We start from the raw sequence: 11,986 nt of genomic DNA, 5'->3' as shown, positions 1-11,986 counted from the left end.
ACGCCGACGTCAGCGCGCAAGGTGGCGCCTACGCGACGGGCGTGCTCGTGTTGATGAGCAGTGCGTGCGTGGCGACGGTGATCGATGTGTACCGCAGCCGCGCAGGCAAATTCATCTTGTTCCGCATTCCGTGGAAGTATTTGGCGATCGGTGTCGTGTTCGTGTACACGACCGGGGCCAACATGCTCGAACGGCCCGACGGCATCAAGATCGCCGCGTGCTTCATCGTGGCGGTGTTGATCTTGTCGTTCGCGTCGCGCCTTTCGCGCAGCACCGAGATGCGCTTCGACGGCTTCGCCTTCGCCGATGCAACTTCGAAGTTCCTCTGGGACAGTCTCAAGCATCTGGAGTTCCCGGTGCTCGTGCCGCATCGGCCGGGCCGGCGCGGACTCGAAGAGAAAGAACAAGCGATTCGCATTCTGCATCGCCTGCCGCCGGAAGTGCCGGTCGTGTTCGTCGAGGCGGAGTTGGGCGACCCGAGCGAGTTCGGACACATTCCTCTGTTGGAAGTGATCGAGACCGAAGGGAAGTTCATTATCCGGATCACGCGCTGCGTCTCGATCGCCCACGCCGTGGCTGCCGCGGCGCTGGAACTCTCGGTGTTCGGCAAGCCGCCGGAGATTCACTTCGGCTGGTCCGACGAAAGCCCGCTGGCCGCAAGCTTCAGCTTCCTACTGTTCGGCGAAGGGAACGTGCCGTGGATGGTGCGGGCCTTGATCAACAAAGCCCAAAACGACCCGGAACGACAACCTCGCGTGGTGATCGGGTAGGGGGCGGAGAGGGGTCAGGGGTCGGAGATCAGGGGTCAGACGAGAAAGCGCGTAGCGAAGTCAATCGCGCGCTATTCTCCGTTCAATAGCCCGGGGTGGATACCCCGGGGAAATCAACAACGAAGCGCGCTGCTTGATTGCCACGCAGCGTAAAGCAGGCTCACGAATGATATGAGCAGGGGCGAAGCGCGGCGCCCCGGGGTATGCACCCCGGGCTATTGAAGGAAGTCGAGAGGAAGATCGAGGCGCAAGCTGGCTTCTTCATTTGAGCCCTGATCACCGACCCCTGATCCCTGCTCTTACTTTTTCCCCGTCTTCTTCAACGTGAAGGTGCCGTGTTCGGTGCCGACACCGAACGATTCGACGACGAAGATTCCTTCGAGGGCGTCGTCGGTCGTGAGGTTGCCGCGGAGGACGACGTCGTCTTGGCCGTCGCCGAAGCGGAAGGTGAGCGTCGAGAGCGGCATCTGGCCGGTGAAGTGAACTTGAGGATCGTCGGTCAGCTTCAACAAGACTTTGCCCCGTTGAATAACGACTTCGACTTCCTCTTCTTCATGGTGCGACGACTCGTCGTCGAACAGGCGGATGCTGAGCACGTAATCGCCGGGAGAAAGCATGCAACTCGGCGGCACCGGCGGAGCCGTGGTTGCACCCCATGCGAGAGATCCCTGCATGGCGAGACCGATGGCCGCAATCCCTGCGGCGATATGTTTGAGCATACCGAACGTTCTCCTCCGAAGAATTACTCCGCGGGCCGAGCCCAGAGATCCGTGCCTAGCCGGGAGCCGGAACTAAGACACCCTTGACAGTACAAGGGATCGATCAGTTACGCAAATTTTCCGAAAAGCCTCCCCTTGCGGTCAATGCCGAAATGCAAATCGCCCAATTGGCGAGCCACGACGGAAAACCCTATCGCGCGTAGGATCGGCTCGATGGTCAAGCGGATAACTTTAACAAAGTTTCCAGCTTGGGCGGCTACGCGAGAGCCGGCGCTCTACTTGCCGGCGCGCAGCAAGTCCTCGACGTTCAGCCCGACATCGCGAGCGATCTTGCGTAAGAGAATCGGAGAAATATCGCGGCCACGATGATAAGGGACCGTAGTGCCTCGGCCGTCGGCGTGTCGGAACTGTTTATGCGAACCCTTTTGCCGCACCTCGATAAAACCCAACGCCGTCAGCAGCGCGACGACTTCGTGAGGCTTTAAGACCGGCACCGGGGGCATCGCAACACCTAGCGAACGCTGACGGTTTGCGTACCGATAAACTCTGCTTCGAGTTTCGGTTCCCCGTCTTCGATGAGCATCGAAATCACTTCCGTCAGGTTTTCGCGCAGTTCTTCCAGGCTTTCGCCTTGCGAATGCGCACCCGGAAAGCCGGGAACGTAGCCGACGTAGAGGCCCGTCTGTCCGCACTTTTCGATGACGGCGGTGTAAGTATGCATCGGAAGAACTCGGAAAGCTGAGAATGTCGCCTACAAGTGATTATATCACGGCGCGTATCGTAAGCGCATCGATTTCGGCCCCGAGCGACCGGAAATCAAGCCGCGAACTTGATCGGGCCTTGAGGGCTGCGGAGCTTGAAGAGGCCGAAGATTTCGTCGTGCGTCAGGCCGGCGTTCACGGCGGTCGGTTCGGCGTCGGAGAAGATCGTGTCGAACAGCTCGCGCTTGTCGCGGAGTAGTTGGTCGATCCGTTGCTCGATCGTATCGGCGGCGATGAAGCGTGTGACGGTCACAGGGCCCGCCGCGCCGATCCGATGGGCCCGATTGATCGCCTGGTCTTCGATCGCCGGATTCCACCAGCGGTCATACAGAAACACGTATTGCGAGAATTGCAGGTTCAGACCGACGCTTCCCGCACCGTAGCTCATCAGCAGGACGTGGCGATCTTTGCTTTGCTTAAACTCCTGAATGACGCCATCGCGCTTCTTGTGCGGAATTTTTCCGTGGTAGTAGAGGGGGTTGAGATGCGCGAGCCGCTCTCCGAGGCGCTCGAGCGTGTCGACCCATTGGCTGAAAATCAGCGCTTTGCGACCGTTGGCGACGACCTCTTCCAGATCCGCTTCGAGCCGTTCGAGCTTGGCACTTTCACCGGTGAAGGAGTCGAAATTGCAGATTTGCTTGAGCCGCATGACGAGCTCGAAGACGTTCTGAATCGTCGCGCCGGGCCCCATGTCGGTGAGCCGAACCGTCCCTTCTTCTTCGGCGATGCGATAGGTCTCGCGTTGATGCGTCGTGAGTTCGATCTCGACGTCGCGAAACATCTTCGGCGGCAGCTCGGTGAGGACTTTGTCTTTCGTACGGCGGATGATGTAGTCGGCGGCGAGTTTTCCCATCGCTCGGGGTTTCATGCCCGGCGTGAGATAGCCCGGCTGCAGAAACTCGAAGATGCCGACTAAGTCGTCCGCGCAGTTTTCGACCGGCGTTCCGGTGAGCGCCCAACTGCGCGTCCGGTGGATCGAGCAGACGACTTCGGCCGTCGTGCCGTTGCGGTTTTTAATCCGTTGCGACTCATCAAGCACGCACAAATCGAACTTCAATTCAGGGTCTTCGATCATCTCGCGATCGCGCACGACGACTTCATAGTTGGCGATCTTGATCGGCGACTCGGTTTGGCTCCATTGCCAGCGCCGCTTCGCCTGGTCTCCTTCGATGATCGTGATCGGGAGCTCCGGTGCCCATGTGGCGAATTCGCGCTGCCAGTTCGTCACCAGCGGCTTCGGGCAGACCATCAACACGCTGCGCACTTCGCCGGCATGCAGCAACAAGCGAATCGTCGTAATCGCCTGCATCGTCTTACCGAGGCCCATCTCGTCGGCCAAGATCGCGGCGAAGCGCGGATAGAGAAACGCGATCCCCTCGAACTGGTACGGGAACGGCGTAAACGGAAAGTCGAGCGTGCCGCCGGTGAAGACCGATTCGAGCGGCGGTTGTAAGACGTAATACAGTCGGTCTTCGAGCTTCACGATATCTTTCGGCGGCGCAATATGCGTCGACGATTTCGGCATTGCGCTCGCGATTTTCTTCGCAGCTTCGGCAGCCGAGGCCTCAGCGCTCGGTTTCCCTTGCAACCCGCCTTGCGCGGCTGCCTGCGCGGCGAGGAACTTCTCGCGCCAGTTACCGCTCTGCGGAAAGTAGAAGCTGCGAACCTTGAGCTTGTCTGCCCGAATCGGCAAAGAGGCGACGCCGATCTTCGGCACGCAGCAAGCAAGCGTCGTTACGGTAGGGACGAGCAGCAGCGACATGCCCGACGAGTCGTTCGACGGCTCGAAGGTCGTCGACCGAACGGCCGGCGTGAGATCCAATCTAGGCTCGCTCATCGGCCTCCTCGCTGCGCTTCTTCGATAGCGCCGCGAATCCGCACGAAGGGTTCCTCGAGATCGAAGTTCTCGGCTAGTTTCGGGAACCGCTCGGTCAGGGTCGCGGCGTCGTCGGCATAGCGGCGAGCGACGGCGGCTGAATGGGGCCCGATATCGAAATGGTATAACCCACGCTCATGCGCGGCATCGACCCGATAGAGCGGCAACGACGTGTCGGCCGTTTGTCCGCGGCGCGAAATCAGCGCGACCGGCGCTTCGCAAAACTCCCGCACGGCCAAAGCCGCCGGCGTTTCGACGCACAAAAAGTCGATCGGACACGAAGCTTTCGACAGGAGCGTGCTCCCGATCGCCTCGCCGTAGAGATACGATTCGAGCGAGGTGCCGTACAGGATTTCCTGGGCCCGATTGGGGCGGATCGGGGCGGTGCAGTGGAATTCGAGGGGGCGACCGGTACGGTTCAGCAGCAGGAAGCCGCCGAACAGCCCATGCTGCTCGTGCGAGACAACCGTGTAGAAACCGATGGCTGAAGCTGCCTTCTTGTCACCCGAACTCATGCGCTGCCCCCCTCCCTTGCGCTAACCACTCGATAGCTGCCGGCATTGCTCGCGATCCTTCGCGAACGGCCTTCGCTGCGGTAGGTATCGGGTCGCGGGTCGAAGGACTTGAAACGACAAACCGCACCGGGCGCAGCGGTGCCGGCAAAGTTTTCCGGCAACCTGCGGTACTCCACGCATTCCGTCTCCTTCCGGAGCCACGAATGCAGATCTCTGGAGAGCCCTCGCCCGATAGGACCTCCGAAGAAAGCCTTAACTTGGGCAAATTGTCAGGATCGTTCCGGCAGATCAAAACAAATACGGCGTAAATGTCGGCCCGATTTTCCTTAGGGCCGTTACAAACTGCTCGACATGTCGCGCGGCCGACGCCTATACTGGCACCCTTAGAGAATAGGATCCGCCAGGGGCAAGCTCGATGTCGCACGAAAGCCATTCCCGTCCGCCGATTTACACGCAGTTGGAAGTTTCGGCGGCGCTCCCCCAACACTTGGGCGAGGCCCAGGCACCGGAAGCTCCGGAGCCGACCTCGCAAGTTCTCAAAGACATTCGCGACTCGCTCGACAAGCAAACCGAGCTCATGGAAGAGTTGGTGAGCCACCTCTGCCACAACCAACGTCAGCGCAACCAAGAACTAGCTCAATGGAAGGCCGCGAACCCGGGCCTAGTTCGTAGCTGCCGCCGCGCCGCCGAGACCCTCTCGCGCGTGCAGACGGAATTCCTGAAGACGATGACCCGCGAAGTGAACACCAACGCCGAGGCCCTGACCGACGGCGACTTCATGCTCAACGAGTTCGTCGACCGCTTCGGCCCGCGCATGGCCCACTTAAACGGCGTGCTGCAAGTCCTGGCGACGTTGAGCAGTAACCCGTCGAACGGCTAGTGGGCCAAGAACTCGTCGACGCCACGGCCGGCGACGGACTTCGCCTCGACGGCGCATTACATCTTCCGCAATCGGAACAAGCTACCGACGGTTCCGGCTTCGGTCTCTCAGGCTTCGATGCCGCGCTCATCATCCACGGCACCGGTAGCAACTTCTACGGCTCCCGGTTCCTTACCTATATCGCGCAGCGGTTCACCGCGCGCGGCCTCGCGGCGCTCGTCGTTAATACGCGCGGCCACGATCAAATCTGCTCGGCCCTGGTTCGCAATCCCGACGGCTCGACCGGCAGCCGGACGATCGGCTCGGCCTACGAGCGCGTCGACGAATGTCGGCTCGATCTCGCGGCTTGGTGCCAACTCTTAGCCGAGCGCGGCTACCGACGTATCGCACTCGTCGGGCACAGCCTGGGAGCGGTGAAGTGCGTGTATGCCGCCGTGCATGGCCCGCTGCCGGGCATTGCAGCCGTGGTCGTCGTGTCGCCGCCGCGGTTGTCGTATTCCCACTTCGCCGCAAGCGTCCGCGCACCGGGCTTCTTGGAAGAACTCGCCACGGCCGAGCGCCACATCGCCGCCGGAGAGCCCGACGCCCTGATGCAGATCCGCTTCCCACTCCCCTACGTCATCACGGCCTCGGGCTACCTCGAAAAATACGGCCCGAGCGAGCAATACAACCTGCTCCGCTACCTCGACCGCCTCGCGCTGCCGACCCTATTCACGTTCGGCTCGCAGGAAGTGATGCAAGGAATCGCCTTTCGTGGATTCCCCGAAGCGCTGCAAGAAGCGAAAGACCAAGGAGCCAAGCTCCACATCGCCGTAATCGCCGGTGGCGACCACCATTACACAGGCGTGCAAGGGGCGCTCCTCGACTCGATCGAGCGGTGGCTCGGCAAGCTCAGCTAAGTCGTCGTCGCCTCGATGGCGGCTGCGCGCACGAACTCGCTGAGACCGCTGAATCCTTTCCGCTTCGCCGAGGCTTCGAGCAAGACTTTCTCCTCGGCCGTGAGGCGAACGTTCACTTGCTCGGTTCGTTGGCCGGTCGTTGCCGCTGCCGGAGGTCGTTGGCCTTGTTCGAGCAAAAACGCGACGGCCCCCTCCAGCGCCTCGCGCGTATTCTCCACGCAAGCCTCGGGCGTCTTGCCGTCGCCGAATACCTGCGGCAACTCCAAGCCGCGACCGTACCATTCGCCGTCTTCAAATTGCAGGATGATTTGATACGAGTCGGCGTAGCGTTTGGCCTCGGCCCGCAAACTTTTCGCGGCCTCAGCCCGGCTCCGGTCCACGTTCCGTGAGTTTCGCGACTTGGCGCACATAAAACGGTTTAACCTTGCCGTGATGAACGGGAATCGAGAACAGCGGTGCCGCGGGCTTCGTGAAAATGTGGTGAGAGCCGTGGATCCGATCGAGTTGATAACCCGCCGCCTCCAGCATGGCCCGCACTTCGCTGAATCTGCGCTCGCCCGCCATTGAGTATATCCCAGGCTATACATTTTCAAACGATTTCTTTAGCCGACTTCATGCATAATTTCAGCTCAAAATCGCTGACGTAATCCACCCGAACGAAGGGCGAATTCTAGTGTGCGAAGAAATCAACTCGCAACGCTCTTAATTTGGCCCGAATGTGCCCGTTTGGATGGGTTATATCGGGCGGTTGCGAGCGGTCGGCGGCTGGGGTAACGTAAAGGCTCCTGGTTTCGGCCCTTCCGCAGTGCTGTACACAGCGGGCGGCCGACCCCCGCCCCTCCGCAATCATCCCACCATCAGCCGATCGTTCGTCGGGCCTTTCCCTCGCGGCATGCGCCGCCGAGCAGGCCGTGAGTCGTCGGTCGTTGAATTCCGCTTGCGCCGGCACCGAACACCGTTTGGTCACCCAATAGAAACTCCGCTCGTCATAGCACCGTCTGAGGAAAACACATGAGCCAGTCGCTTACTCCCGAGATCCAGTCGAAAGCCGATGCCGCTAAGAAACGGCTCGATGCCCACACGCATAAGATCGTGCAGTGGCATTTTCACGAATCGACCGGTTGCCCGTTCTGGCTGGAGTATGCAAAGTCGCTCAAGTTCGACCCGCTCAAGGAAGTGAAGGTCTACGACGACCTGAAGAAGTTCCCGGAGTTTCAAGACGAGTGGCTCCGCGGCGGTCCGGTACGGCGTTGGGTGCCGAAGCAACTGCAAGACAAGCCCCTCTACGTGTTCGAAACCGGCGGCACGACCGGCATTCCTAAGAGCCGCGTCTCGCACGACGACTGGCGCACCGACTACTCGAACTTCAGCGAAACGCTGTCGGACGAATACTTCCCGCGCGGAGCAAACTGGCTGATGCTCGGCCCGAGCGGCCCGCGACGCTTAAGGCTCGCCGTCGAACATCTCGCGCAAGTGCGCGGCGGGATCAGCTTCTGCGTCGACTTAGACCCTCGCTGGGTCATCAAGCTCATCAAGAAGGGGTGGATGGAACACCTCGAAGAATACAAAAAGCACTGCATCGACCAAGCCCTGACGATCCTCAGCGCCGATCACAACGTGCAGTGCATGTTCACGACGCCGAAGCTCTTGGAAAGCCTCTGCCAAGCGCTCGAGAAGCAAGGCAAGACCTTAAAGAGCGTCGGCATTAAGGGCATCTTCTCCGGCGGCACCGAGTTCACGCCGCAGTGGACCCGCTTCGTCACCGAAGAATATCTCGACGGCGTCTACATGACCCCGACCTACGGCAACACGCTGATGGGCCTCGCCTGCTCGAAGCCGGTCACGGCGGCCGACGGATACAAGATTTCCTACTACGCCCCGCAGCCTCGAGCCTGCACGGAAGTCGTCGAGTTCAACGACTACAACACCACGGTCGGCTACGGCAAGACGGGCCGCGTAAAGCTCACGACGCTCACCAAGGAACTCTTCGTGCCGGGCTTCATGGAGCGCGACGAAGGAGAGCGCGAAATGCCGTTCGAGAAGTACCCTTGGGACGGCGTAAGCGGCGTTCGCCCGTTCCACGAATTGGCCGAAGCGACAACCGTGGGTGTGTACTAACGATGCCTGCGAAGGTTCGCGAAATCCTCCGTTTGTTGCATGACGACGGATGATTTTTCGTGCGACAAACCGGCAGTCATCGTCATTATCACCATCCGACGAAAAAAGGGACGGTGACGGTAGCCGGTCGACCAGGCGAAGATATGCATCCACGAACCGTCGCAACTATTCTGAAGCAAGCGGGATTAAAGCCATGAGCCATACTCTCCGTTACGCAGTGATGATTCGTCGGACTCGCACGGGCTTCAGCGTCGATGTGCCGGACGTTCCGGGGTGCGTAGCGACTGCGACAACGATCGATCATGCACGGGAAATGATTTCGCAAGCGCTTGAGGGGCATCTTGAAATTATGGCCGCCGGAGGCGAAGCGATTCCCACGCCGTCGCATCACATCGAGTTTTCGTTCGACGATCAGTCCGATGAAGAATTTTGCACTTGGGTTGAGGTTGAGCTGAATCAATCGGTTGCGTCGTAGCTAAAGTGCTTGTTGCTCTCTTTGACACGTAAATAAGGTAGTTTCCGCCAGTGCTCAACATCCCCGTGCTCCGTTGGGGCAAGCCGTATGAATCGCTCGAAGTCAGCGAAGTCAAGCACTTCCTCACCGGCGAGACGATCGCCAAGGTAAGCCAAGCCAACGGTGGGTTGCTGCAGCGCGATATGCGATTCGCACAGCGCGCACGCGATGTGTTGCGCGAAATTCCTCCTGCCGAGTTGCTGCAGCGCATTAAGAAAGCCGCCGATCTCTATCTCACCGGCACGCTGCCGATGGGCGACGGCGTGCAAACGCCCGACGACTTTGCGAAGCAACAGTCGGCCAGCACCGGCCTGCCCGTCGCGATGGCGAAGGCCAACATGACGAAGAACCATTTCGTTCTCACGAATATGGACAAGATGATCGACGCTCTCACGCGGGGGCTCGATCCCAACATCTTGAGCCGTGGCTTCGGCATGGAGAGCCGCAATGTGATCGTCAGCTACCAAGCGCAATCGCCGGTCGTCGGGCTCGTGCTCCCCTCGAATTCGCCGGGCGTCCACACGCTGTGGCTTCCGATGATTCCGCTCCAGATCGGCTTGGTGCTCAAGCCCGGCGCGCAAGAGCCTTGGACTCCGTATCGTCTTACCTCGGCGTTCTACGAAGCCGGCATTCCCCGCGAAGCGATCTCGATCTATCCCGGCGGCCACGATGTCGGCCCCGCCGTGCTTTCGCATTGCGATCGCAGTATGATCTTCGGCGGCACCGCCACCATCGAGCGCTATAAGGGGAACCCGAAGGTGCAGGCCCACGGGCCGGGCTTCTCGAAGATTCTCCTCGGCGACGACATCGTCGACGATTGGCCGAAGTATCTCGACGTGATGGTCGACAGCGTCTTCGCCAACAGCGGTCGTGGTTGCATCAACGCCTCGGGCATTTGGGCCTCAAGGCACACGAAAGAGATCGCAGCGGCATTGGCCGAGCGTATCGGGCCGATCGAAGCGAAGCCGCCGGAAGATCCGGCTGCCGCGCTCGCAGCATTCACGGTTCCCGGCGCTGCGCAATCGATTTGGAAGCTCATCGAAAGCAAGTTCGCGGAGTCGGGCGTTACGCACGCCACCGAGAAATACGGCCCACGCTTGGTCGAGCTTGAGCGCTGTGCCTACTTGCGGCCGACGGTCGTGCATTGCGACTCATCTTCCGCCGGCATCGCGAAAGACGAGTTCATGTTCCCGTTCACGACGGTCGTGAAATGCGCGCAAGATCAAATGCTCGAACAGATCGGCCCGACCCTCGTTTGCACGGCCATCACCAACGACGAAGCTTGGGCCCGCAAACTAACCGACGCCGTCCACATCGACCGCTTGAACATTGGCCCCGTTCCGACGATCCGCCTCGATTGGCTGCAACCGCACGAAGGCAACATCGTCGAGTTCCTGTTCCGGAATCGTGCCTATCAAACGACGCCGGAACGGCTCAAGAAACTAGAAACCAAAAACTAGAAACCAAAAATAAAATCAGAAACCAGAAGACAGAAACTAGAAAAGGGAAGGTCGAATTTCAATGCCGGAGTCGAGGCATCGTTTCATGATTCGTATTTCTTCTGGTTTCTAGTTTCTGGTTTCTGGTTTTCCCCGCATGGCACCTTTCGACTACCTGCTGCAGACCCGCCTTGTCTTCGGTCCGAATCGGATCGAGCAGCTTGGGGATTTGGCGAAGGAGTTCGGTGGGAGTCGCGTGCTGGTCGTGAGCGATCCCGGCATCATTCGCGCCGGGCACACGGCGCGCGGAGTCGATGCGTTACACAAAGCCGGCCTCGAGACGCTGATCTACTCCGACGTCGGCGAGAACCCAACGACGGAGCATGTCGAACGAGGCACGGCCGTGGCGCGGGAGTTCCGGCCCGACCTGGTCGTCGGCCTCGGCGGCGGCAGCAGCATGGACTGCGCGAAGGGGATCAACTTCGTCTATTCGTGCGGCGGACGGATGCAAGATTATTGGGGAATCGGCAAAGCGACGAAGCCGATGCTGCCGATGATCGCCGTGCCGACGACGGCCGGCACCGGCAGCGAAGCCCAATCGTTTGCGCTGATCAGTGATGCCGAGACGCACGTGAAGATGGCATGCGGCGATAAGAAGGCCGCGTGCAAGGTCGCGCTGTTGGATCCGACGCTCACCGTCACGCAGCCGACACGCGTCACGGCGCTCACCGGCATCGACGCCGTCGCCCATGCGCTCGAGACCTACGTGACGACGAAGCGCAACTTCATGTCGATCTTGCTGAGCCGCGAGGCATGGCGGTTGCTGGAGAAGAATTTCTTGCGAGTGCTGCGCGAGCCGGACGATTTGGATGCGCGCGGCAAGATGCAACTCGGCGCATTTCTCGCGGGCACCGCGATCGAAAACTCGATGCTCGGTGCCACGCACGCGCTGGCGAATCCGCTTACGGCCCACTTCGGCATCCCTCACGGCCAAGCGATCGCCCTCATGTTGCCGCATGTGATTCGCTTCAACGGCGAGCAGCACCGCGATTGGTATTGCGAGCTGTTGGCCTATGTGTCCGGCACGAATGGAGCCCCCTCCGTGGCGTCGGGTCCGGCCGGGCTGGCGGATTTCCTCGCCCAAATGGTCGACACGGCCGGCCTCGCCGGAAAGCTCTCCGCTTGCGACGTCGATGAAGGAATCTTGCCGCAAATGGCGGCCGATGCGGCCAAGCAATGGACCGGAACGTTCAATCCCCGCCCGTTAACGACCGATGATTTTCTCGCCCTGTATCGAGCCGCTTATTAGAATGTAAGGTCGGTCGTCGCACGGTTCGACTTCGTTGACACAGTTCCAACTACACCGTTTCAAACTACACCGCTTCATTCGGGAGAATCAGCGCTATGCAGGTCGCGATTTTATTCTCTCGCATTAGGCGTCGTCTCCGGCTCGTCACTGCGGGGCTCTGTTTCGTTGCGATCTCTCGGGCGCTTG

General features: G+C 60.2%; 14 protein-coding genes and 1 pseudogene. 8 read left to right on the top strand and 7 right to left on the bottom strand.

Annotation, left to right across the window (positions count from 1 at the left end):
- The coding region (locus tag K8U03_06430) for an amino acid transporter (protein ID MCE9604527.1) at positions 1 to 770 on the top strand (770 nt) is incomplete at its 5' end.
- 299 nt (positions 771 to 1,069) lie between these two features.
- Here the strand turns inward: K8U03_06430 and K8U03_06425 are convergent.
- From K8U03_06425 to K8U03_06405, 5 genes are all read right to left on the bottom strand, one after another.
- On the bottom strand, positions 1,070 to 1,489 hold the full coding sequence (locus K8U03_06425) for a hypothetical protein (protein MCE9604526.1): 420 nt from the start codon (positions 1,487 to 1,489) through the stop codon (positions 1,070 to 1,072).
- 275 nt (positions 1,490 to 1,764) lie between these two features.
- The gene (locus K8U03_06420) at positions 1,765 to 1,992 is read right to left on the bottom strand and encodes a type II toxin-antitoxin system HicA family toxin (protein MCE9604525.1); all 228 of its coding nucleotides are present in this window, start codon (positions 1,990 to 1,992) and stop codon (positions 1,765 to 1,767) included.
- Positions 1,993 to 2,000: 8 nt separating this feature from the next.
- Entirely contained in the window at positions 2,001 to 2,210 is a 210-nt protein-coding gene (locus tag K8U03_06415; protein ID MCE9604524.1) for a type II toxin-antitoxin system HicB family antitoxin, read from the bottom strand.
- A 95-nt stretch (positions 2,211 to 2,305) separates the two neighbouring features.
- Positions 2,306 to 4,087 carry a DEAD/DEAH box helicase gene (locus K8U03_06410; GenBank protein ID MCE9604523.1) on the bottom strand — a complete coding sequence of 594 codons (1,782 nt, stop codon included), beginning with the start codon at positions 4,085 to 4,087 and terminating at the stop codon, positions 2,306 to 2,308.
- Positions 4,084 to 4,641, bottom strand: a complete 558-nt coding sequence (locus tag K8U03_06405; protein ID MCE9604522.1) for a hypothetical protein — start codon at positions 4,639 to 4,641, stop codon at positions 4,084 to 4,086. The genes K8U03_06410 and K8U03_06405 overlap by 4 nt, the downstream gene beginning before the upstream one ends.
- A gap of 415 nt (positions 4,642 to 5,056) precedes the next feature.
- Between K8U03_06405 and K8U03_06400 the strand changes: the two genes are divergently transcribed.
- Both K8U03_06400 and K8U03_06395 read left to right on the top strand, forming a co-directional pair.
- Entirely contained in the window at positions 5,057 to 5,521 is a 465-nt protein-coding gene (locus tag K8U03_06400) for a hypothetical protein (GenBank protein MCE9604521.1), read from the top strand.
- Positions 5,521 to 6,420: an alpha/beta fold hydrolase gene (locus K8U03_06395; protein ID MCE9604520.1), complete on the top strand. Its 900-nt coding sequence runs from the start codon at positions 5,521 to 5,523 to the stop codon at positions 6,418 to 6,420. The genes K8U03_06400 and K8U03_06395 overlap by 1 nt, the downstream gene beginning before the upstream one ends.
- Here the strand turns inward: K8U03_06395 and K8U03_06390 are convergent.
- The gene (locus K8U03_06390; protein ID MCE9604519.1) at positions 6,417 to 6,800 is read right to left on the bottom strand and encodes a type II toxin-antitoxin system HicB family antitoxin; all 384 of its coding nucleotides are present in this window, start codon (positions 6,798 to 6,800) and stop codon (positions 6,417 to 6,419) included. The two genes, K8U03_06395 and K8U03_06390, sit on opposite strands and share 4 nt — an antisense overlap.
- Positions 6,781 to 6,984 (bottom strand): type II toxin-antitoxin system HicA family toxin, encoded by a 204-nt coding sequence (locus K8U03_06385; GenBank protein ID MCE9604518.1) that lies wholly within the window; start codon positions 6,982 to 6,984, stop codon positions 6,781 to 6,783. Before K8U03_06385 ends, K8U03_06390 begins: the two co-directional genes overlap by 20 nt.
- A gap of 447 nt (positions 6,985 to 7,431) precedes the next feature.
- Between K8U03_06385 and K8U03_06380 the strand changes: the two genes are divergently transcribed.
- From K8U03_06380 to K8U03_06360, 5 genes and pseudogenes are all read left to right on the top strand, one after another.
- Positions 7,432 to 8,538 (top strand): hypothetical protein, encoded by a 1,107-nt coding sequence (locus K8U03_06380; GenBank protein ID MCE9604517.1) that lies wholly within the window; start codon positions 7,432 to 7,434, stop codon positions 8,536 to 8,538.
- A gap of 2 nt (positions 8,539 to 8,540) precedes the next feature.
- Positions 8,541 to 8,735, top strand: a pseudogene (locus tag K8U03_06375) (type II toxin-antitoxin system HicA family toxin).
- A 23-nt stretch (positions 8,736 to 8,758) separates the two neighbouring features.
- A complete protein-coding gene (locus tag K8U03_06370; GenBank protein ID MCE9604516.1) occupies positions 8,759 to 9,013 on the top strand; it encodes a type II toxin-antitoxin system HicB family antitoxin in 255 nt (84 codons plus the stop codon).
- A 50-nt stretch (positions 9,014 to 9,063) separates the two neighbouring features.
- Positions 9,064 to 10,512 carry an aldehyde dehydrogenase family protein gene (locus K8U03_06365; protein ID MCE9604515.1) on the top strand — a complete coding sequence of 483 codons (1,449 nt, stop codon included), beginning with the start codon at positions 9,064 to 9,066 and terminating at the stop codon, positions 10,510 to 10,512.
- A gap of 136 nt (positions 10,513 to 10,648) precedes the next feature.
- Positions 10,649 to 11,800 carry an iron-containing alcohol dehydrogenase gene (locus K8U03_06360; protein MCE9604514.1) on the top strand — a complete coding sequence of 384 codons (1,152 nt, stop codon included), beginning with the start codon at positions 10,649 to 10,651 and terminating at the stop codon, positions 11,798 to 11,800.
- The last annotated feature ends 186 nt before the right edge of the window (positions 11,801 to 11,986 follow it).

The sequence above is a fragment of the Planctomycetia bacterium genome, from assembly GCA_021413845.1.
Taxonomy (GTDB): Bacteria; Planctomycetota; Planctomycetia; order Pirellulales; family PNKZ01; genus PNKZ01.
The sequence above is the reverse complement of the archived record's forward strand: the minus strand, read 5'-3'. Positions and strand labels throughout refer to the sequence as shown.